19 protein-coding genes are annotated in these 18,141 nt (G+C 73.3%); 8 read left to right on the top strand and 11 right to left on the bottom strand.

What is annotated here, in order from left to right; translation table 11 throughout:
* Nucleotides 1–29 precede the first annotated feature (29 nt).
* From ACZ4YY_RS06070 to ACZ4YY_RS06060, 3 genes are all read right to left on the bottom strand, one after another.
* Nucleotides 30–1,244 carry an acetyl-CoA C-acetyltransferase gene (locus ACZ4YY_RS06070; RefSeq protein ID WP_468284262.1) on the bottom strand — a complete coding sequence of 405 codons (1,215 nt, stop codon included), beginning with the start codon at nucleotides 1,242–1,244 and terminating at the stop codon, nucleotides 30–32.
* Entirely contained in the window at nucleotides 1,241–2,365 is a 1,125-nt protein-coding gene (locus ACZ4YY_RS06065; RefSeq protein WP_468284381.1) for a CaiB/BaiF CoA transferase family protein, read from the bottom strand. Before ACZ4YY_RS06065 ends, ACZ4YY_RS06070 begins: the two co-directional genes overlap by 4 nt.
* 234 nt (nucleotides 2,366–2,599) lie before the next feature.
* Nucleotides 2,600–2,980 (bottom strand): MmcQ/YjbR family DNA-binding protein, encoded by a 381-nt coding sequence (locus tag ACZ4YY_RS06060; RefSeq protein WP_468284260.1) that lies wholly within the window; start codon nucleotides 2,978–2,980, stop codon nucleotides 2,600–2,602.
* A 91-nt stretch (nucleotides 2,981–3,071) separates the two neighbouring features.
* On the opposite strand from ACZ4YY_RS06060, the gene ACZ4YY_RS06055 reads away from it, so the two are divergent.
* Nucleotides 3,072–4,250 carry a saccharopine dehydrogenase family protein gene (locus ACZ4YY_RS06055; RefSeq protein ID WP_468284258.1) on the top strand — a complete coding sequence of 393 codons (1,179 nt, stop codon included), beginning with the start codon at nucleotides 3,072–3,074 and terminating at the stop codon, nucleotides 4,248–4,250.
* Nucleotides 4,251–4,553: 303 nt separating this feature from the next.
* Here the strand turns inward: ACZ4YY_RS06055 and mmpA are convergent, their stop codons facing one another.
* On the bottom strand, nucleotides 4,554–4,700 hold the full coding sequence (mmpA, locus tag ACZ4YY_RS06050) for a morphogenic membrane protein MmpA (RefSeq protein WP_468284256.1): 147 nt from the start codon (nucleotides 4,698–4,700) through the stop codon (nucleotides 4,554–4,556).
* Between the two features lie 238 nt (nucleotides 4,701–4,938).
* On the opposite strand from mmpA, the gene ACZ4YY_RS06045 reads away from it, so the two are divergent.
* Nucleotides 4,939–5,127, top strand: a complete 189-nt coding sequence (locus ACZ4YY_RS06045) for a hypothetical protein (RefSeq protein WP_468284254.1) — start codon at nucleotides 4,939–4,941, stop codon at nucleotides 5,125–5,127.
* Here the strand turns inward: ACZ4YY_RS06045 and ACZ4YY_RS06040 are convergent.
* The 3 genes from ACZ4YY_RS06040 to ACZ4YY_RS06030 all read right to left on the bottom strand — a co-directional run bounded on the left by ACZ4YY_RS06040 (nucleotide 5,103) and on the right by ACZ4YY_RS06030 (nucleotide 7,351).
* On the bottom strand, nucleotides 5,103–5,798 hold the full coding sequence (locus tag ACZ4YY_RS06040; protein ID WP_468284252.1) for an endonuclease V: 696 nt from the start codon (nucleotides 5,796–5,798) through the stop codon (nucleotides 5,103–5,105). The genes ACZ4YY_RS06045 and ACZ4YY_RS06040 overlap by 25 nt on opposite strands.
* 61 nt (nucleotides 5,799–5,859) lie before the next feature.
* Entirely contained in the window at nucleotides 5,860–6,186 is a 327-nt protein-coding gene (locus tag ACZ4YY_RS06035; RefSeq protein ID WP_468284250.1) for a plasmid stabilization protein, read from the bottom strand.
* A gap of 52 nt (nucleotides 6,187–6,238) precedes the next feature.
* Nucleotides 6,239–7,351 carry a WD40/YVTN/BNR-like repeat-containing protein gene (locus ACZ4YY_RS06030; protein WP_468284248.1) on the bottom strand — a complete coding sequence of 371 codons (1,113 nt, stop codon included), beginning with the start codon at nucleotides 7,349–7,351 and terminating at the stop codon, nucleotides 6,239–6,241.
* Between the two features lie 226 nt (nucleotides 7,352–7,577).
* Between ACZ4YY_RS06030 and ssgD the strand changes: the two genes are divergently transcribed.
* The 4 genes from ssgD to ACZ4YY_RS06010 all read left to right on the top strand — a co-directional run bounded on the left by ssgD (nucleotide 7,578) and on the right by ACZ4YY_RS06010 (nucleotide 12,019).
* Complete coding sequence (ssgD, locus tag ACZ4YY_RS06025) at nucleotides 7,578–7,991, top strand: spore wall synthesis regulator SsgD (protein ID WP_468284246.1); 414 nt, start codon at nucleotides 7,578–7,580, stop codon at nucleotides 7,989–7,991.
* 287 nt (nucleotides 7,992–8,278) lie between these two features.
* On the top strand, nucleotides 8,279–9,910 hold the full coding sequence (locus tag ACZ4YY_RS06020) for an ABC-F family ATP-binding cassette domain-containing protein (RefSeq protein ID WP_468284244.1): 1,632 nt from the start codon (nucleotides 8,279–8,281) through the stop codon (nucleotides 9,908–9,910).
* 129 nt (nucleotides 9,911–10,039) lie between these two features.
* Nucleotides 10,040–10,816: a dimethylargininase gene (ddaH, locus tag ACZ4YY_RS06015; RefSeq protein ID WP_468284242.1), complete on the top strand. Its 777-nt coding sequence runs from the start codon at nucleotides 10,040–10,042 to the stop codon at nucleotides 10,814–10,816.
* A 228-nt stretch (nucleotides 10,817–11,044) separates the two neighbouring features.
* Entirely contained in the window at nucleotides 11,045–12,019 is a 975-nt protein-coding gene (locus ACZ4YY_RS06010) for an acyl-ACP desaturase (RefSeq protein WP_468284240.1), read from the top strand.
* A gap of 264 nt (nucleotides 12,020–12,283) precedes the next feature.
* Here ACZ4YY_RS06010 and ACZ4YY_RS06005 read toward each other — a convergent pair whose 3' ends face one another.
* Nucleotides 12,284–12,529, bottom strand: a complete 246-nt coding sequence (locus ACZ4YY_RS06005; protein ID WP_468284238.1) for a WhiB family transcriptional regulator — start codon at nucleotides 12,527–12,529, stop codon at nucleotides 12,284–12,286.
* 309 nt (nucleotides 12,530–12,838) lie between these two features.
* On the opposite strand from ACZ4YY_RS06005, the gene ACZ4YY_RS06000 reads away from it, so the two are divergent.
* Nucleotides 12,839–13,630 (top strand): VOC family protein, encoded by a 792-nt coding sequence (locus tag ACZ4YY_RS06000; protein WP_468284236.1) that lies wholly within the window; start codon nucleotides 12,839–12,841, stop codon nucleotides 13,628–13,630.
* A 316-nt stretch (nucleotides 13,631–13,946) separates the two neighbouring features.
* On the opposite strand, the gene ACZ4YY_RS05995 is transcribed toward ACZ4YY_RS06000, so the two are convergent.
* The 3 genes from ACZ4YY_RS05995 to ligD form a co-directional block, all read right to left on the bottom strand.
* Nucleotides 13,947–14,984 (bottom strand): LacI family DNA-binding transcriptional regulator, encoded by a 1,038-nt coding sequence (locus tag ACZ4YY_RS05995; RefSeq protein WP_468284234.1) that lies wholly within the window; start codon nucleotides 14,982–14,984, stop codon nucleotides 13,947–13,949.
* 138 nt (nucleotides 14,985–15,122) lie between these two features.
* Complete coding sequence (locus ACZ4YY_RS05990) at nucleotides 15,123–15,464, bottom strand: hypothetical protein (protein WP_468284233.1); 342 nt, start codon at nucleotides 15,462–15,464, stop codon at nucleotides 15,123–15,125.
* Between the two features lie 190 nt (nucleotides 15,465–15,654).
* A complete protein-coding gene (gene ligD / locus ACZ4YY_RS05985; RefSeq protein WP_468284231.1) occupies nucleotides 15,655–16,680 on the bottom strand; it encodes a non-homologous end-joining DNA ligase in 1,026 nt (341 codons plus the stop codon).
* A 172-nt stretch (nucleotides 16,681–16,852) separates the two neighbouring features.
* On the opposite strand from ligD, the gene ACZ4YY_RS05980 reads away from it, so the two are divergent.
* Nucleotides 16,853–17,929, top strand: a complete 1,077-nt coding sequence (locus ACZ4YY_RS05980; protein WP_468284229.1) for an ATP-dependent DNA ligase — start codon at nucleotides 16,853–16,855, stop codon at nucleotides 17,927–17,929.
* Nucleotides 17,930–18,141: the final 212 nt, after the last annotated feature.

Here is an 18,141-nt window from a genome sequence, read left to right as displayed (position 1 = left end):
GTTGAAGTGTCTTGGTTCCGCCGGGGTGTTCAGACGCGTTCGACGATCGTCGCGATGCCCATGCCGCCGCCCACGCAGAGGGTGGCGAGGCCGTAGCGCTTGTCCTGGCGCTCGAGTTCGTCGACGAGCGAACCTAGGATCATCGCGCCGGTGGCGCCGAGGGGGTGGCCGAGGGCGATGGCACCGCCGTTGACGTTGACCTTGTCCAGGGACAGGCCCATGTCCCTCACGAAGCGCAGCACGACCGCCGCGAAGGCCTCGTTGATCTCGACGAGGTCGATGTCGTCGATGGTCAGGCCCGCCTTGGCGAGGGCCTTGCGGGTGGCGGGGGCGGGGCCGGTGAGCATGATGGTCGGCTCGGACCCGGAGACGGCGGCGGAGACGATCCGCGCGCGCGGGGTGAGCCCGTACCGCTCGCCGACCTCCTTCGAGCCGATCGCGACCAGGGAGGCGCCGTCGACGATGCCGGAGGAGTTGCCCGCGTGGTGGACGTGGTCGATCTTCTCCACCCAGTGGTACTTCTGCAGGGCCACGGCGTCGAAGCCGCCCAGGTCGCCGATGTCGGCGAAGGAGGGCTTGAGCTTCGCGAGGGAGTCGGCGGTGGTGCCGGGCCGCATGTGCTCGTCGTGATCGAGGACGACCAGGCCGCTGCGGTCCTTCACCGGCACGACCGAGCGGTCGAAGCGGCCCTCCTTCCAGGCGGTGGCCGCGCGCTCCTGCGACAGGGCCGCGTACTCGTCGACGTCCCGGCGGGTGAAGCGCTCGATGGTGGCGATCAGGTCGGCGCCGATGCCCTGCGGCACGAAGTTGACGGCGAGGTTGGTCATCGGGTCGTTGAACCAGGCGCCGCCGTCGGAGGCCATCGGCACCCGGGACATGGACTCCACGCCGCCCGCGAGGACGAGGTCCTCCCAGCCGGAACGGACCTTCACGGCGGCCATGTTGACGGCCTCCAGGCCCGAGGCACAGAAGCGGTTCTCCTGCACGCCGGCGACGGTGTCCGGCAGGCCGGCCGCGATCGCGGCGATGCGCGCGATGTCGGAACCCTGGTCGCCGACGGGGCCGACGACGCCGAGGACGATGTCGTCGACGGCGGCCGGGTCCAGATCAGGGAAACGGTCGCGCAGTTCGTGGATGAGGCCCACGACGAGGTCGATGGGCTTCGTTCCGTGCAGGGCGCCGTTCGCCTTGCCGCGCCCGCGCGGGGTGCGGATCGCGTCGTACACGTACGCTTCGGTGCTCACGGGGAGGCCTTTCGGTGAGGGTCGACGAGCTGGGGGTCCCGGGGGGCGGCGAGCAGGGGCACGTCCCAGTCGCGTGCCACCTCCGCCGTGTGGGCGCCGGGTCGCGCGGGGCCGCCGCGGACGGCGGTGGGGGTCGCGGAGAAGCGGGGAGCGGGGGCGGGCTGCGTGATGCCGCCGTGGTCGGTGAAGGTGCCGCGGGCCGCGAGGTGCGGGTGGTGCGGGGCTTCGCGCAACGACAGCACGGGCGCCACGCACGCGTCGGTGCCCTCGAAGACGGCCGTCCACTCGTCGCGGGTGCGGGACGTGAAGCGGGCGGCGACCGCCTCCCGCAGCTCACCCCAGCGGATCCGGTCCGTGCGGGCGTCGTCGAAGCCGTCGAGGCCGAGCAGGCGCACGAACTCGTCGTAGAACTGCGGCTCCAGCGCGCCGACGGCCATGTAGCCGCCGTCGGCGGTCTCGTAGGTGCCGTAGTACGGGCAGCCGCCGTCGAGGAGGTTGGCGGCGCGGCGGTCCTGCCAGCCGCCGGCGGCGAGCATGCCGTGGATCATGGCCGACAGGTGGGCGGTGCCGTCGACGATGGCGGCGTCGACGACCTGCCCGGTCCCCGTCACGCGCGCGTGGTGGAGGGCGGCGAGGACGCCGACGACGAGGTAGAGCGAGCCCCCCGCGTAGTCGCCGAGGAGGTTGGCGGGGGCGGGCGGGGGTGTGCCGGGGGCGCCGATCATGCCGAGGGTCCCGGTGAGCGCGATGTAGGCGAGGTCGTGGCCGGCGCGGGCGGCGAGGGGGCCCTCCTGGCCCCAGCCGGTCATCCGGCCGTAGACGAGCCGGGGGTTGCGGGCGTGGCAGTGCCCGGGTCCGACGCCGAGGCGCTCGGCGACGCCGGGGCGGTTGCCCTCGATCAGCACGTCGGCGCGGGCGGCGAGATCCAGTACGCGCGCGGGGCCGTCCGGTGCCTTGAGGTCGATGACCACTGAACGCTTGTTGCGGTTGGTGACGTCGTGGGCGGGGTCGACGGCCAGGGAGGGCCCGCCGGGGCGGTCGACGCGGACCACGTCGGCGCCCAGGTCGGCGAGGAGCATGGCCGCGAAGGGGCCCGGCCCGATGCCGGCCAGTTCGACCACGCGCACCCCGGTGAGCGGGCCGTGGCCGGGCGTACCCGGGCCGTCCCCGGGGCCTTGCGCCTCCGCGGGGCCTTGCGCGTCCGCCGGACCTGCCGTGCCCGTGGTCATCCAGCCCCCTTGCTGTGACACAACCGATGTAACACCAGTGATGTTAGGAACGCGTTCCAGTGGAGACAAGAGCGGGCGAGCAAGCGCTTAGCCAGTTTATGTGCGGTCCTCGGGCGCCGCCCTCGCTCAGCGCGCTTCCAGCTCGGCTATGAGCCGCTTGGGGGCGATCGTGCGGTAGCTCTCCTCCACCCAGTCGCACAGCAGCTCGGCGGCCGGGGCGCCCTCGCCCTCGATCGGGACGCTCACCCAGCCGGACCTGCCGAGGCCGTAGCCGGCGGGTTCGGCGCCGGGGCAGGCCAGCGCGTGGGCGTGGGCCGTCTCGTCCCTGAGCTTGACGGTGACACCCAGGGGGTGGCTGCCGTCGTCGACGCCGAGGAAGACGAACACCTTCTTGTTGACCTTGGCGACGGTCTCGCCCCACGGGAACTCCTCGGCCGCGCCCGGCAGCCCGAGCGCGAACCCGCGCACCTTCTCCCACTTCCTCAGGGCGTTCCTGTCCACGGCCACCTGTTGCCTCCGGCCTCCTCGTCGGGCTCCGCACCCCTCACGCTAGCCTCAGCCACCGACAGCGGCGCGGGCTGCACGACCGAGGGGTGTCATGAGCAGGCTAAAAAAGACGGACCGTCCGTACGACATCGTGCTCTACGGGGCCACCGGCTTCGCCGGGACGCTCACCGCCGAGTACCTCGCCGCGCACGCGCCCGAGGGCCTGCGCTGGGCGATCGCCGGGCGCGACGAGGACAGGCTGCGGCGGCTGCGCGACCGGCTTCCCGGCGGCGCCGAGCCCGCCGTGCTGCGCGCGGACGTCTCCGACCCGGCCTCGCTGCGCGCCCTCGCCGAGCACGCGCGCGTGGTCGCGACGACGGTCGGCCCCTACGTCTCGTACGGCGAGGACCTGGTGGCCGCCTGCGCGGACACCGGTGCCGACTATCTCGACCTCTCGGGTGAACCGGAGTTCGTGGACCTGACGTACGTCCGGCACGACGCCCGCGCGCGCGAGACGGGGGCGCGCCTGGTGCACGCGTGCGGGTTCGACTCGGTCCCGCACGACCTGGGGGTGTACTTCACCGTGCGGCACCTGCCGGAGGGCGTGCCGCTGACCGTCGACGGCTTCGTCACCGCCGACGCCGCCTTCTCGGGGGGTACGTTCGCCTCCGCGCTGGGCCAGTTCGCGCGCGGCCGGCAGATGGCGTCCGCCGCACGCGAGCGGCACCGGTACGAGCCGCGCCTGATGGGCCGGCGGGCCGCGGCGCCCCTGGGGACGCCCCGGTTCGCCCCGGAGGTCGGCGCCTGGGCACTGCCGCTGCCGACCATCGACCCGCAGATCGTGCGCCGCTCCGCGCGGACCCTGGAGCGCTACGGCCCCGACTTCCGCTACCGCCACTACGCGGCCGTACGGCACCTGCCGGTCGCCGTGGGCGGGGTCGCGGCCCTCGGGGCGCTGGTCACGGCCGCCCAGGTGCCTGCCGCCCGGCGCTGGCTGACGGGCCGGCTCAGGCCCGGGGAGGGGCCGAGCGCCGAGAAGCGGGCGAAGAGCTGGTTCTCCGTCCGGTTCGTGGGCGAGGGCGGCGGACGGCGGGTGTACACCGAGGTCTCGGGCGGCGACCCCGGCTACGACGAGACGGCCAAGATGTTCGCCGAGGCGGCGCTGTCGCTGGCCTTCGACGACCTGCCGGAGACGGCCGGTCAGGTCACGACGGCGGTGGCGATGGGCGACGCCCTGACCGCACGACTGCGGGCGGCGGGCATCCGCTTCCGAGTGGCGGCGAGCCGCTGAGCGGGCGGCCGGAGGGAGAGGGGCGGGAGCCTCGCGGGCGAACGGTACGGGCCGCGACGCCGGCGCCCGGACAGGCGGAGGCACGCGCGGAACCGGACGGGCCGTGACGCGAGGCCGCACGGGCGTGACGCGAGGCCGCACGGGCGGAGACGCTGACAGAGCTCTGCGCGAACACGGCCGGGTCACCTTGCGCGAGCCCGGCCGGACCGTCGGTCCGCCCTGCGCCGGACCGTGTTCGATATGTCTGCCCGTACCCGGCCGGGCCGCCGGGCAGGTCCGCCCGTACCCGGCCGCGAGGCGGGCTCACATCGGCCACGCGACCAGGGTGTAGATCATCCCGGCGATCCAGCCGAGCCCCGCGAGGACGGCGAGGATCAGCGCGGCGTTCACGGCGCGCTCGACGGGCCGGCCGGGGTCGGCGAGGGGGCTGGGGGAACGGTGCGTCGTCATGCGGACCAGCCTGCCGAGCCGGGGCGGCCGCCACATCCGTACAGGTACTCAGACGCCGTACTCAGTGCCCGTGTCCGGGCCCCGTGCTCACCCGGGTTCTCCGACGGCCCCCTGCCGACCGCCCGTTTGAGGGTTGGCGCCCCTCTCCCTCGCTCCCACCTGCGGCCGACGGCCGCACAGTGCCAACAAGCACTTCAATGAAACGATGGAAGGACACCAGCGGAGGGAGGTGAGCAGTGTGAAGTTCGTTCTCGAAGTCACCGCGGACGACGGGGCGTTGACGCGGGACCCGGCCGGTGAACTCGGCCGCATCCTGCGGTACTGGGGCGGAAACCTCCGTCACTACGCCCTGGAGCCCGGCGACGGGTCGGCGGTGTACGACTCGGAGTACCGCGAGGTCGGTCAGTGGCGGATCGTCGCCTCCTGAAGCGCCCGCCGGCACAGCGCGTCCGCCCGCCGGGTCGTCTCCGGCAGGCGGAACTCCGGCGTGAGGGCCAGGGTGTGCGCGCAGGCGTTGTCCAGGGTGACCCGGTGGCCGACCGACACGAAGACCGGTTTGACGCCGGCCCGGGTGCGCAGGGCCCGCCCGACCTCGTCGCTGCCCGCCAGCAGGGGGGAGGCCGCTCCGCGCGGGGCCGGCGGGTCGTCGTAGGTGAAGGTGAAGGGGTTCTTGGCCACGCCTACGGTCGGCAGGCCGGTGAGGACGCCGAGATGGCTGGCGAGGCCGAAGCGGCGCGGGTGGGCGAGGCCGTAGCCGTCGCAGACCACCAGCCCGGGCGGTCGGTGCAGCGCCTCCAGGGCGGCGAGCACGGTGGGGATCTCACGGAAGGCCAGCAGTCCCGGCACGTACGGGAAGGAGATCCGCCCCACGGCGGTGGCCTCGGCGACGACCTCGAGGCTCGCGGCGTCCAGGACGACCGCTGCGGCCGCGACGACGTCCCGCTCGTCGTCGTAGGCGACGTCCACCCCGGTCACGTGGCCGGTGCCGGGCGGCGGGCCCGTCTCGTCTAGCACCACCCGCGCCCGCAGCTCGTCCTGGACGGCGCGGGCCTCTTCCTCGGTCGCGGGCCAGCCCGCGGGAACGCTTACGGTCGTCATGGTGAGGACGAGGGTACGCATCCCGCGCGGCGGCCCGCGACGCCGTCACCCGCCGGCCCGGTCAGCCCTTGCCCAGAGCGCGCTGCAACTGGCTCTTGTTCATGTCCGAACGGCCGTGGATGTTGCGGCGCTTGGCCTCCTCGTAGAGCTGGTCGTACGTCGGGCCCTGGGAGCCGCTGCCGGACCGCTGGCCGCCCCGCCTGCCGGACGACATGTCCTGGGTGGAGGTGCGACTGGCGGTCTTCGACTCGCCGGACCGGGCGCGTTCCTTGTTCACCGTCCGGGCCGCGATCTCCTTCGCCCGCTCGGTGCTCTCTCCCCGGTCCTGCGCGCTCTCCTTGATGTGCTCGTACTGGCGCTCCCGCTTGGGGCTGGAACCGCGTGGCATGTGCGCTCACTCCTTTCGTGTCCGCACCCACCGGGTACCCCGAAACGGCGGCTCAGCCCTCCAGGCGGGCCACCTTCCCCCGTTCGCCGGACGCCCAGCACCCGAGGTCGGGGGTGCAGTCGACCGTGTCGTAGGAGCCGGTGTCGACCGTGCGCCAGGTGCGGCCGCCGTCGGTGGTCAGATCGGTGCCGGTGGGGCCGACCGCGAGGGCGGCGGTGCGGCTGTGCGGCAGCCAGGCCACGCCGGAGCGGTAGGCGGACGGCGGCGTCGCGGACGGCCGCCAGGTGCGGCCGCCGTCGCCGGTCGTGGCGGCGGCGCGCGGGGAGGGCTGGTCGGGCCGGTAGTCGCCGCCGACGGCGAGACCGTGGGCGCGGTCGCGGAAGGCCAGGGCGAAGACCCCGCGCGCGGGGTCGCCCGCCGGGACCGGGGTGTCGGTGGCCGTCCAGGTCCGTCCGCGGTCCGACGAGTGCAGCACGCGCGCGCGTGCGGCGCCGCCCGTGGCCAGCCAGACGTCCCGGGACCCGGCGGACACCAGGCACTGGCCACCGGCCGCGAAGCCCGCCTCCCCGTCGAGCGCGGGCGGCATTCCCCCGCTCGGCAGCACCGTCCAGGAACGGCCGCCGTCGCCGGTCGACAGAATGCGGAACCTGCCGTCCACCGGGTCGCTCATCGCGAGGCCGTGGCGGCGGTCGAAGAAGGTCATGCAGTCGTAGAAGGCGCGCGGGTCGGTGTTGCGGAAGGACTCCGTCCAGGTCGCTCCGCCGTCGTCGGTGCGGTACACGCGCGAGGCCTCGCCCTCGCCGATGGCCAGCACCACCGCGCGCCGCGCGTCGAACGCCTCGATGTCGCGGAACTGCAGGTCGGCGGCGCCGGGCGGGGAGACGTTCCGCCAGCTCGCCCCGCCGTCGCCGGTGCGCAGGACGGTGCCCTGGCCGCCGGCCACCCAGGCGGTGTCGCGGTCGACCGCGGCGAGGCCGCGGAAGCGGACGGTGGGCGTGCCGGTGTCCTTCACCGCCCACTGCGGGCCGCGGGGACCCGCCTGGGCGGGGCCCGCCGTCAGCAGGGCCAGCACCGCCGCGCAGGCCGCCCCCACGACCGCCGTGCGCCCTGCGCGTCCCCCCCGAACCGTGGCCACCGTGCGTCGCGTCTTCCCCAAGCGCCTCATGGCGGGCGAAGCTAGCCCACGTCCCGCACGCCGTCCAGACGGCCCCGGCCGCCCCAACCGCCCGGTGCGGCACGGGAGGAGAGGTGAGTCACTCCCGTGCATGAAACGCGGTGACCGAGGTCACTCGAACTGCGTGTGCACGGATCGGCCGGTTCCGACGTCTCTTCCAGTGTCCGGCCCCCCGCCCCGCCCGAGAGTCCGCCCGCCGTCACAAGGGAGCAAGGCGTTGTCCATCCTCATCGAGCAGCCCGTAGAGGCCCGCCTGGTCGCCGCCGCGCCTCGGATGCAGAGCATCCCCGCCATGCTGCACTACGACCGGCGCGATCCCTTCGCCGTCCGCATGACCTTCCCGGCCCCGGCCACCCTGGAGGGCGTGGACGTCTGCTGGACCTTCGCCCGCGACCTGCTCGCCGCCGGTCTGCACGACGCCGAGGGACACGGCGACGTCCGTGTCCGTCCCTACGGCTACGACCGCACGGTGCTGGAGTTCCACGCCCCGGAGGGCACCGCGATCGTGCACGTGCACTCGGCGGACATCCGGCGCTTCCTGCGGGCCACCGACGAGCTGGTGCCGGCCGGCCTGGAGCACCTCCAGCTCGATCTCGACCACGACCTCGCGGAACTCATGCGGGACGCCTGATAATCCGTTGACAGCCCTTCCGGCCTTTCCTACGGTGTAAAACGCTTCTGTTGCCGCCGATTGGAGAAGGACGTTGCTCGTCTGAGGTCCTGAGACACCACGCCACACCCGCACAGGTGTGTGCGCTGCGTGCGACCTCGGCGTTCGAGCCGTCCTTGCGGAACAGGGCCTGTCCCGTCCACGGGTTTCCGTGCCCCCTCCCGCATGCTCCCGCTCCCCGGTGGTCGCCGCTCTCCGGTGTCTCGACACGCGTTGCCCCTGACCGCACACGCAACCGCGAGGCCCACTTGAGTATGTCGATCACCTGTTCCGCCCTCTCCTTCGCCTGGCCCGACGGCACCTCCGTCTTCGAGGGACTCGACGTCGCCTTCGGTTCCGGCCGGACCGGGCTCGTCGGCGTCAACGGCTCCGGCAAGTCGACCCTGCTGAAACTGATCGCCGGGGACCTCACCCCCTCCGACGGCACCGCACGCGCCACCGGGGAGATCGGCCACCTCCCGCAGAACGTCACCCTCGACACCTCCCTGCGGGTCGACGAGGCCCTCGGCATCGCCGCCCGGCGGGCCGCCCTGCGCGCCATCGAGTCCGGCGACGTCCGCGAGGAGCACTTCGAGACGGTCGGCGACGACTGGGACGTCGAGGAACGCGCCCTGGCCACCCTCGGCGAACTCGGACTCGGCCACATCGGCCTCGACCGCACCATCGGCCAGGTGTCGGGCGGCGAGTCGGTCCTGCTGCGCCTGGCCGCGCTGCTGCTGCGCCGCCCGGACGTCCTGCTGCTCGACGAACCCACCAACAACCTCGACCTGTACGCGCGGCGCCGCCTGTACGCCGCCGTCGCGTCCTGGCCGGGCGTGATGGTGATCGTCAGCCACGACCGGGAACTGCTGGACCTCGTCGACCAGGTCGCCGACCTGCGCGCCGGCGAGATCACCTGGTACGGCGGGAACTTCTCGGCGTACGAGGAGGCCCTCGCCACCGAACAGGAGGCCGCCGAACGCATGGTGCGCGTCGCCGAGGCCGATCTGCGCAAGCAGAAGCGCGAACTGGCCGACGCCCAGGTCAAGCTGGCCCGCCGCAAGCGGTACGGGCAGAAGATGTGGGACAGCAAACGCGAACCGAAGATCGTCATGGGGGCGCGCAAACGCGCGGCGCAGGAGTCCGCGGGCAAGCACCGCATCCTCCACGAGGAGAAGCTCGCCGAGGCCAGGGAGCGGCTCGACGAGGCGGCGGAGGCCGTCCGCGACGACGACGAGATCCGCGTCGAACTGCCGTACACGGCCGTACCGCCGGGGCGTGACGTGCTCACACTGCGGGACCTGGAGCTCGTGTACGGCGCGCGCGTGGCGGGCGGGCTCGATCTGCGCGGCCCCGAGCGCATCGCGCTGGTCGGCCGCAACGGCGCGGGCAAGACGACGCTGCTGCGCACGATCGCCGGGGAGCTGGCACCGGTCGCGGGCGAGGCGCACGCGCACGTGCCGCTGCGTTTCCTGCCGCAGCGGCTGGACGTCCTCGACGACGAGCTGACGGTCGCCGAGAACGTCGCCCGGTTCGCGCCGGGCGCCACCAACAACCGGATCAGGGCGCGCCTGGCCCGCTTCCTGTTCCGGGGCGCCCGCGCCGACCAGAAGGCGGCGACCCTGTCCGGCGGCGAGCGCTTCCGGGCGGCCCTGGCGGCGCTGATGCTCGCCGAGCCGGCGCCCCAGCTGCTGATGCTGGACGAACCGACCAACAACCTCGACATGGCGAGCGTGCGGCAGCTCACCACGGCTCTGGAGTCCTACGAGGGCGCCCTGATCGTGGCCAGCCACGACCTGCCGTTCCTGGACTCGATCGGGATCACCCGGTGGCTGCTGCTGGACGGCGAGCTGCGTCCGACGTCCGCGCAGGAGGTGCTGGCGCCGGCGGATCCGGCGTAGGGCGCGCGGTCCGCGGCGGGCACGGCCCGTCGGGCGGGGTTTTGTCCTCGCGGACCGGCGCTGCATGATGGCGGACCGGCGCCGTGTCAGGGGCGCCGGACCGCCACCACCGATCCCGGAGTCCTGGACGTGCCCAGCAAGAAGGCCCTCATCCGCCGCCCCAGCCCCCGCCTCGCCGAAGGTCTGGTGACGCACCTCGAGCGGGAGAAGGTCGACGTGGCGCGCGCCCTGGAGCAGTGGGAGGCGTACGTCGAGGCGCTGCGCGCGCACGGGTGGGAGACCGTCGAGGTCGACCCGGCCGACGACTGCCCGGACTCCGTGTTCGTCGAGGACACGGTGGTGATGTACCGCAACGTCGCCCTGATCGCGCGCCCGGGCGCAGAGTCCCGGCGGGAGGAGACCGCCGGCGTCGAGGAGGCGGTGGCCCGGCTGGGCTGCTCGGTGAACTGGATCTGGGAGCCGGGCACGCTGGACGGCGGTGACGTGCTCAAGGTCGGCGACACGATCTACGTCGGCCGGGGCGGCCGCACCAACGCGGCCGGCGTCCAGCAGGTGCGGGAGGCGTTCGAGCCGCTCGGGGCACGCGTCGTCGCCGTGCCGGTGAGCAAGGTGCTGCACCTGAAGTCGGCCGTCACCGCGCTTCCGGACGGCACGGTGATCGGCCACATCCCCAAGGTCGACCGCCCCTCGCTCTTCCCGCGCTTCCTGTCCGTGCCGGAGGAGGCCGGCGCCCACGTGGTACTGCTGGGCGGCCCGAAGGTGCTCATGGCGGCGAGCGCGCCGAAGACGGCGGACCTGCTCACGGACCTCGGGTACGAGCCCGTCGTGGTCGACATCGGCGAGTTCGAGAAGCTCGAGGGCTGTGTGACATGCCTCTCGGTGCGGCTGCGGGACCTGTACGCCTGAGCGAGGGAGCGGACCGACCTGTTTAGCCCCGGGGCCTGCGGGTCCCGGGGCTGTTCCACATGCCCGAAACCCCCGGTGACCGTCCCGGTACGGCCGGTTGAGCAGCGGTCTTTACAACGTTTTTAACCTACGGCTTCGTAACCTACGGTTTCGTAGCCTACGATCCCGTAAGTTCCGGCATCGCCTGCCGGACGGTTTCCGCTTTGCATCACGTCCCCTGGAGTACCCGTGACGATCGCTTCCCCGCACCTCGGCAGCCCCTCCGTCTGGACCGACGCCCGGCTGCTGTACGCACTGGAGGAAGTGGTGGAGAAGGAACTGAACCGGCACCTGAAGATCGCCAAGGACTGGATGCCCCACGAGTACGTGCCGTGGAGCGACGCCCGTAACTTCCCCGGCCTCTTCGAGGACGGCGAGGCGTGGGACAAGGAGCAGTCCAAGGTCACGGAGATCGGCCGGATCGCCCTCGTGGTGAACCTGCTGACCGAGGACAACCTTCCCAGCTACCACCACGAGATCGCCAGCCTCTTCGGCCGCGACGGCGCCTGGGGCACCTGGGTGCACCGCTGGACCGCCGAGGAGGGCCGGCACGGCATCGTGATGCGCGACTACCTGCTCGCCTCGCGCGCGGTGGACCCGGACAAGCTGGAGCAGTTCCGCATGGCCCACATGAGCGAGGGCTTCGAGTCGGACAACCGCCACTCGATGCTGCACTCGGTGGCGTACGTCGCCTTCCAGGAGCTGGCCACCCGCATCTCGCACCGCAACACCGGCCACCAGTCCGGCGACCCGGTCTGCGACCGCATGCTGGCCCGCATCGCGACCGACGAGAACCTGCACATGGTCTTCTACCGCAACCTGCTCAAGGCGGCGTTCGAACTCGCGCCGGACCTGACCATGCAGGCGGTGCGGGACGTGGTCGTGAACTTCCGGATGCCCGGCCACGGCATCCCCGGCTTCGAGCGGGCCGCGGCGCAGATGGCGATCGGCGAGGTCTACAACCTGCGCATCCACCACGACGACGTCCTCCAGCCCGTCCTGCGCCACCTCAGGGTCATGGAGATCGACGGCCTCGGGCCCGAGGGGCAGCAGGCGCAGGACGAACTCGGCATGTACATGAGCGGTCTGGACGCGGAGGCGCTGAAGTTCGACGAGAAGCTGGCGGCGCGCAAGGCGCGGATGGCGGCACGGGCGGGCGCCTGACCTGTAGCGGCAGACCGGCACGGCGCGGAGGGCGGCCGGCCCGGGTGTGGACCCGGGCGGGCCGCCCTTCGGCGTACTACGGCGCGTCCTCGTCCGAGGAAGCGACAGCGACAGCGACAGCGACAGCGACAGCGACAGCGACAGCGACAGCGACAGCGAGAACAACGGCGGCGACGGCGACACCGGCGGCACGTGCACGCGGATCGTGACCGGACCCCCGCGACCCGGTCGTCGTCCTGTGCGAGGTGCCGTGGGTGGGTGACCTCACCGAGACGTGCGCCGGAGCTGGAGGCGTTCCTTCTCGGACAGCCCGCCCCACACGCCGAAGCGTTCGTCGTGGGCGAGGGCGTAGTCGAGGCAGGCGGCCCGCATCTCGCACATGCCGCAGATGCGCTTGGCCTCCCGCACCGAGCTGCCGGGCTCGGGGAAGAAGAAGTCCGCCCCGGTCTGCGCGCACAGTGCCTCGCTCTGCCAGGCGAGATCGGGCATTTCCATGGTGTCGGTGTACATGTCGAGGATCGTGCCGGGCGGTGAAAAACGTTCGATCAACGCCGGATATACGAGCGGGCCGGGGCCGCCGGCCGCCTCGATGGTGCCCTCCGCTGGGGTAGGAGCGCACGGCGGCGCGCGCAAGCGGCGGCGAAGACGCGGAGGGACCGCCCCGGCGGAGGGTGGCCGCGGATCAGGACGCACCGGGCACGGACGGTGGACGGACCGGGGACGGATCGGGGACGGATCGGCGCCGTGCTCCGGCGGCGATCGTCAGTGGCCGGTGCGAGACTCGGCAGTGCAGACGGGACTGCGACGAGGAGGGCGACGATGCTCAGCACCCGTTTCGTCAACGGCGCTCCGAACTGGCTCGACGTCGGCGCGTCCGACATCGACGCCGCCGCTTCCTTCTACGGCGCGCTCTTCGGATGGCGGTACCGGTCGGCGGGACCGGAAGCGGGCGGCTACGGCTTCTTCCAGGCGGACGGCAGAACAGCCGCGGGCGGCATGTCCACCACGCCCGAGCAGGGCCCGCCGTCGTGGACGGTGTACTTCCGGACGGCGGACGCCGAGGCCACCTGCAAGGCGGCCGAGCAGGCGCACGGCCGGGTGCTCCTCCCGCCGACGGAGGTCATGGACCAGGGCACGATGGCGGTGCTCGCCGATGCGGCGGGCGCGCCGTTCGGCGTCTGGCAGCCGGGCCGGACCGAGGGGCTCGACGTGGTGGGCCAGCCCGGCTCGCTCTGCTGGGTCGAGCTGCACACGCCGGACGAGGCCGCGGCGGCCGCCTTCTACCACGCCACCCTGGGCCTGGAGACCTCCGCCGTCTCCTTCCCGGGCGGCACGTACACCTGCGTCAACCCGGCCGGCGCCGGGGAGGACGCGATGTTCGGCGGAATCGTCCCGCCGGGCGGCGACCCGACGCAGGCGTGGTCCGGTGCGTACTGGCTGCCGTACTTCGAGGTGACGGACGTGGACGCGGTCGTCGCCCGCGCACGGGAGCGGGGTGGCACCGTCCGGCTGCCCGCCACGGACGTCGAGGGCGTCGGTCGCGTCGCCCGACTCATCGACCCGGACGGGGCGCGCTTCGCGGTGATCAGAAGCGCGCCACAGCCGGAGTGAGCGCGCCACGGACCTGCTGAGCCACGCGGGGCGGCGCGCGGGGGCTGGGATCGCGCCGGCGCGGGACGCGGAAGCGCGGGACGCGGAAGCGCGGGACGCGAGTGAGGGCCAGGAGCGGTCAGACGCAGCCGGGCCAGGCGCAAGCCAGGCCAGGCGCAAGCCAGGCCAGGCGCAAGCCAGGCCAGGCGCAAGCCAGGCCAGGCGCAAGCCAGGCCAGGCGCAAGCCAGGCCAGGCGCAGGCCGGGCCGGGCGCATATACAGCGAGCGGTTGAGCGCAGGCGCGGGTGAGCACAAGCGCGGGTGAGCGCGGGTGCGGTCAGGCGGAGGCGCGGCGCACCAGGGTGGTCGGAAGGATCACCCCGGACGACGTGTCGTCGCCGTCGCCGTCCGGGGGCCGGCGGTCCAGGGTGTGCAGCAGGAGCCGGGCCATGATCCGGCCCAGCTCCTCGATGTCCTGACGGACCGTCGTCAGCGGCGGGTCGCTCTGTTCGGCGACGGGCAGCATGTCGTCGAAACCGACGACGGCGACGTCCTCGGGCACCCGTCGCCCCCGCTCGCGCAGGACGCGCAGGGCACCCGAGGCCATGAGGTCGTTGGCGGCGAACACGGCGTCGATGTCGGGGCGGCGGGCGAGGAGTTCGCGCATGGCCCGCTCGCCGCCGCCGGGCGTGAAGTCGCTCTCCACGACGAGCCGCGGGTCGCTGTCGCCCATGACGTCCCGGAACCCGTCGAGCCGGTCCGCGGCGGAGGTCTGGTCGAGCGGCCCGGTGATGTGCGCGACGCGGGTGCGGCCGAGGCCCACCAGGTGGCGCACGGCCTCGCGGGCGCCGCCCCGGTTGTCACTGTCGACGTACACGACGTCACGGGTGCCGTCGCTCCAGCCGGGCCGGCCACCGAACACCGTCGGCACTCCGGCGCCCTGGATCAGACCGGGCAGCGGGTCCTCGAGGTGCAGCGAGAAGACGAGCGCACCGTCGACATGACCGCCGGCCAGATAGCGGGCGACCCGGGCGTGGTCGTCGCGGCCCTCGGTGAGCAGCAGCACGAGCTGGTTGTCGTGGGCCGTCAGCTCCTTGCTGATGCCGCGCAGTTGCAGGGCGAAGAAGGGGTCGGCGAAGACCCGGGTCTCCGGTTCCGCGATGACGACGGCGACGGCGTCGTGCCGTTTCGTCACCAGGCTGCGGGCGGCCTGGTTGGGAACGTACCCGAGTTCCTCCACCGCCCGCCGGACCCGCTCGGCGAGGGGCTCCCTGACCCCGTCGCTCCCGTTGACGACCCGCGAGACGGTGGCCCGGGAGACGCCGGCCAGCGCGGCCACGGCCTCCAGCGTGGGACGCGGCGCTGTCTCGCTCACTTCGGGGCTCCTCCTGGGTCGGTGGGAAGTCAGGATAGCCGCGGCGAAACCGGGAGGTGAGAGCGCTCTCCTCCGTGCACCGGCCCCTCTCGCCGGGGGTGCCCCGGGTCCGGGAGCAGCACGCGGCCTCGGTCCGTCTCAGGCGAGGAGGTCGATCCGCCGTCCGACGCCCTGCCGTTCGGCCCGCTCGTACGCCAGCCGGGCGAGCGCCAGGTCCTGCCAGGGCAGGCCGCCGGGGGCGTACACCGTCCGTTCGGCGGGATCGACGCGGCCGGGGTGGTCGCCGCGCAGGATGTTACCGAGGGTGGCGTCGGCGGCGTCGGCGGACAGTTCGGCTCCCGCCAACACGCCTGATTCGGCGGCGCGGCGCCCCGGGACCGCCGTGGCGTGCGCGGCGCGAAAGCCCTCGCGGAGGGCGTCGAGGCAGGCCGCGGGGTCGAGCAGGGCTTCCAGGTCGCCGCGTGTCAGGACGAGTGTCACCGGCCCATGATCCCTCAGCGCCCGTGCGTCCCCCCGTGCGTCGCCGGGGCGTCCTGCGCACTGTGCGGGCGGTGCGGCTCGTGACCCGGGATCGTGCCGTCGGTCTTCTTCACCATCGGGGGATCGCAGGCCGGTCAGTCGCAGGCCGGTCAACCGCGGGCCGGTCAGCCGCGGGCCGGTCAGCCGCGGGTCAGGGGGGTGGGGGCCCCGGCTTCCTGGCCCGGCTCGGCTGGACCCGCCGGGGTTCGCCCGGCATCTTCGGATACTCCGGCGGGTACGGCAGGTCGCCGAGGCCGTGGTCGCGTTCGTCCTGCGCGGCGAGTTCCAGCAGCGCCTCGAGGGAGTACCGGTGGTCGTCCATGTCGGCGTGCACGTCGCCGAGTGCGGCGTAGCGCGCGGGCATGGACGCCAGGTCGAAGTCCCGGGGGTGCGCGTCCCCGACCTCCTCCCAGCGCAGGGGGGCCGAGACGGGGGCGTTCGGGCGGGGCCGCACCGAGTAGGCGGAGGCGATGGTGCGGTCGCGTGCCGTCTGGTTGTAGTCGAGGAAGATGCGCTGTCCGCGCTCCTCCTTCCACCACTTGATCGTCACCCGCTCCGGCATCCGGCGTTCCATCTCGCGGCCCACGGCGATGGCGGCGCGCCGGACCTGGGTGAAGGTCCAGCGCGGTTCGATGGGGACGAAGACGTGCAGACCGCGTCCGCCGGAGGTCTTGGGCCAGCCGCGCAGGCCGCCGAACTCGTCGAGGACGGCGCGCAGTTCGTGGGCGGCGCGGACGGCGTCGTCGTAGTCGGTGCCCGGCTGGGGGTCGAGGTCGATGCGGAGTTCGTCGGGGCTGTCGACGTCGTCACGGCGGACGGGCCAGGGGTGGAAGGTGAGCGTGCCGTACTGGGCGGCCCACAGGACGGCGCCCTCCTCGGTGGGGCACATCTCGTCGGCGGAACGGCCGCTGGGGAAGGTGATGTGGGTGGTGGGGATCCAGTCGGGCATGTTCTTCGGGGCGCGTTTCTGGAAGAAGGACTCGCCGGTCACGCCGTCCGGGTAGCGCTCCAGGGTGGTGGGGCGGTTGCGCAGGGCGCGCAGGATGCCGGGGGCGACCGCCTGGTAGTAGCGGGCGAGGTCCAGCTTGGTGAAGCCGCGCTCCGGGAAGAAGACCTTGTCGGGGCTGGACAGCCGTACCGTGCGGCCGCCCGCCTCGAGTTCCACCGCGTCGCCCATGCGTGCCCCTCCACTTCCACCGCGTCGCCCGTGCGCGTTCTCGGGGCGGGGCCGCGACGCCCGTCCTCCTGCCCGAGCCGTTCGGCCGCCTCACCCGTGCGTGCCACGGTAGGCGTACCTCGCATAGCTCGCACACCGGGCGATCTATCGTCTTTCCGAGCAGAATCGGACCATGGACCTGCCGGTGATGCCACCCGTGAAGCCGATGCTCGCCAAGTCGGTGGCGGTGATCCCGCCGGGCATGCAGTACGAGGCGAAGTGGGACGGCTTTCGGGCGATCGCGTTTCGCGACGGGGCCGACGTCGAGCTGGGCAGCCGTACCGGGAAGCCGTTGACCAGGTACTTTCCCGAGCTGGTGGGGGCGCTTCAGGAGCGGTTGCCGGCGCGGTGCGTGGTGGACGGGGAGATCGTGATCGCGCGGGAGGGACGGTTGGACTTCGACGCGCTGACCGAGCGGATCCATCCCGCCGACTCGCGGGTGCGGACGCTCGCCGAGCGGACCCCGGCGTCGTTCGTCGCCTTCGACCTGCTGGCGCTGGCCGACGAGTCACTGCTCGACGTGCCGCTCGTCGACCGGCGGGAGCTGCTGGCCCGGGCACTGGCCGGGGTGACGCCGCCCGTGCACCTGGCGCCGGCGACGACGGACGTCGAGGTGGCGCGGCAGTGGTTCGATGAGTACGAGGGTGCGGGTCTGGACGGGGTGATCGCCAAGCCGTTGGCGCTGCCCTACCTCCAGGACGAGCGTGCCATGTTCAAGGTGAAGCACGAGCGCACGGCGGACGTCGTCGTCGCGGGGTACCGCCTTCACAAGAGCGGGCCGGTGGTGGGTTCGCTGCTGCTGGGCCTGTACGACGACCGGGGTGTCCTCCAGCATGTCGGCGTGTCGGCCGCGTTCGCCATGAAACGCCGGGCGGAGCTGGTGCGGGAGCTGGAGCCGCTGCGCATGGAGGACGCCGAGGGCCATCCGTGGGCGGCCTGGTCGGACGAGGCCGCCCACGAGAGCGCGCGACTGCCCGGGGCGCCGAGCCGCTGGTCGGGCAAGAAGGACCTGTCGTGGGTGCCGCTCAGGCCGGAGCGGGTGGTCGAGGTGGCCTACGACCACATGGAGAACGGGGCCCGGTTCCGGCACACGGCCCGCTTCCGCCGCTGGCGCCCGGACCGGACCCCGCAGAGCTGCACCTACGCCCAACTGGAGGAGCCGGTGCGCTACGACCTCGCGGAAATCCTGGGAACGCCCCCCGAGGCGTGACACACCCGACGGGCACGGCACCCCACCGTCCACCTCCGCACCCCAGGGCACCTCAACACCCAGGACACCTCACCCCCGGGCACCATCACACCCCAGGCAGCCCAGCCCACCGGCGGCGGCGCCCCGGGGCCCGGTCAGCGCACGGCCGCGCCCGGCACTCGCCGGGGCGCGGCCGGCCCCGCGGTGAGGGCGCCCGGCCCCTCACCGCGCCG

It is taken from the genome of Streptomyces sp. NPDC030143 (assembly GCF_055573695.1).
The sequence above is the reverse complement of the archived record's forward strand: the minus strand, read 5'-3'. Positions and strand labels throughout refer to the sequence as shown.

Bases quoted from the DNA above. Each gene is read 5' to 3' on its own strand.
- ACZ4YY_RS06055 (WP_468284258.1), top strand. From the start codon at position 3,072: ATGAGCAGGCTAAAAAAGACGGACCGTCCGTACGACATCGTGCTCTAC.
- mmpA (WP_468284256.1), bottom strand. From the start codon at position 4,700: ATGACGACGCACCGTTCCCCCAGCCCCCTCGCCGACCCCGGCCGGCCC.
- ACZ4YY_RS06040 (WP_468284252.1), bottom strand. From the start codon at position 5,798: ATGACGACCGTAAGCGTTCCCGCGGGCTGGCCCGCGACCGAGGAAGAG.
- ACZ4YY_RS06035 (WP_468284250.1), bottom strand. From the start codon at position 6,186: ATGCCACGCGGTTCCAGCCCCAAGCGGGAGCGCCAGTACGAGCACATC.
- ACZ4YY_RS06030 (WP_468284248.1), bottom strand. From the start codon at position 7,351: ATGAGGCGCTTGGGGAAGACGCGACGCACGGTGGCCACGGTTCGGGGG.
- ACZ4YY_RS06005 (WP_468284238.1), bottom strand. From the start codon at position 12,529: ATGTACACCGACACCATGGAAATGCCCGATCTCGCCTGGCAGAGCGAG.
- ACZ4YY_RS06000 (WP_468284236.1), top strand. From the start codon at position 12,839: ATGCTCAGCACCCGTTTCGTCAACGGCGCTCCGAACTGGCTCGACGTC.
- ligD (WP_468284231.1), bottom strand. From the start codon at position 16,680: ATGGGCGACGCGGTGGAACTCGAGGCGGGCGGCCGCACGGTACGGCTG.
- ACZ4YY_RS05980 (WP_468284229.1), top strand. From the start codon at position 16,853: ATGGACCTGCCGGTGATGCCACCCGTGAAGCCGATGCTCGCCAAGTCG.